The sequence below is a fragment of the Mesorhizobium sp. M2A.F.Ca.ET.037.01.1.1 genome (genome assembly GCF_003998075.1).
Taxonomy (GTDB): domain Bacteria; phylum Pseudomonadota; class Alphaproteobacteria; order Rhizobiales; family Rhizobiaceae; genus Mesorhizobium.
Genome location: NZ_RZSA01001368.1, coordinates 1 through 1309 on the forward strand (window position 1 = coordinate 1; position 1309 = coordinate 1309).

The following is a 1309-nucleotide window of genomic DNA, read 5'->3' on the forward strand; positions in this document are numbered from 1 at the left end:
GAGCAGGCTGGTTGTTGGCCGTCTCGACCGGATCGGACAGGAAGGCTTTGCCCAGCTGCAGACCGGCCATCATGATGGCTCTGGCCGGTCTGCAGCTGGGCAAAGCCTTCCTGTCCGATCCGGTCGAGACGGCCAACAACCAGCCTGCTCTCTCCACGCGAACGGTCGATACGGCTTCGCTCAACGCCACCGCCGCGCCGCAGGCCGACACGCAGAAGACCGACACACCGAAGATTGACGCCGCTGCACAGCCCGAAAGCGCGCCTGCCCGTCCCGTCAGACAGGCGGAGCCCGTCCAAGAGACGGCACCGGCCGCATCTGTCCCCGCAAGTCCCGAAAGAGCAGCCGCCACGCCGGCCGAACCGGCACCCGCGCCGGTGGCGCTTGCAGCGCCTGCCGCACCGGCCCCGATGGCTTCGGCGACGCCATCCGAGCCCGCCGCCTCGGCTGCTACTGCGACGGACACGGACGGCGACACGCAGCCGATGGCCAAGGAGCCCGTGGCGGCCGGTCCGGCAGCCGGCGGCGGCGCGTCCAGCGCGCCTGCGGCAGCCTCCGCCGACACGACAGGCACCGTGCCGCCGGCCGGGAGCCAGACGGCAGCCGCCAAATTCGACATTCCGTCCGAAATCGGTCCGGTGGCGCTACGCGACGCCGCCGCCGGCGGCGACGCCAAGGCGCTGTTCGAGGTCGGCTCGCGCTATGCTGAATCGCGCGGCGTGAAGGAAGACATGAAGGCCGCCGCCAAATGGTACGAGCAGTCGGCCGAGCTCGGCTTCGCGCCGGCCGAATACCGCATCGGCAATTTCTACGAAAAGGGCATCGGCGTCGCGCGCGACATCAAGAAGGCCAAGACCTACTACCAGCTCGCCGCCGAACAGGGCAACGCCAGCGCCATGCACAATCTCGCGGTGCTATTCGCCATGGCGGCGGACGGGGTGACCGACAATGAATCGGCGACGCACTGGTTCCAGGAAGCCGCCGACCTCGGCGTCAAGGACAGCCAGTTCAACCTCGGCATCCTGGCGGCCAAGGGCGTCGGCATGAAGCAGAACCTGGAAGAGTCCTACAAGTGGTTCGCCCTGGTCGCCAAGACCGGCGACAAGGACGCCTCAGCCAAGCGCGACGAGATCGCCAATGCGCTGCGGCCCGAGCAGCTCGAGCGGGCGCGCGCCGCCACGGAATTGTGGAAGGCCAAGCCGCTCAACGCCGCCGCCAACTCGGCCGACATTCCGGAATCCTGGCAGGACAGCACGCCGCAGACCACCGCCGGCATCGACATGAAGAAGGCGGTGAAGAACATCCAGCT

1 pseudogene is annotated in these 1309 nt (G+C 68.4%); it reads left to right on the forward strand.

Features of this window, described 5'->3' with window-relative positions:
* Positions 1-65: 65 nt before the first annotated feature.
* A pseudogene (locus tag EOA27_RS36820) lies at positions 66-1309 on the forward strand (peptidoglycan-binding protein); the annotation flags it as partial.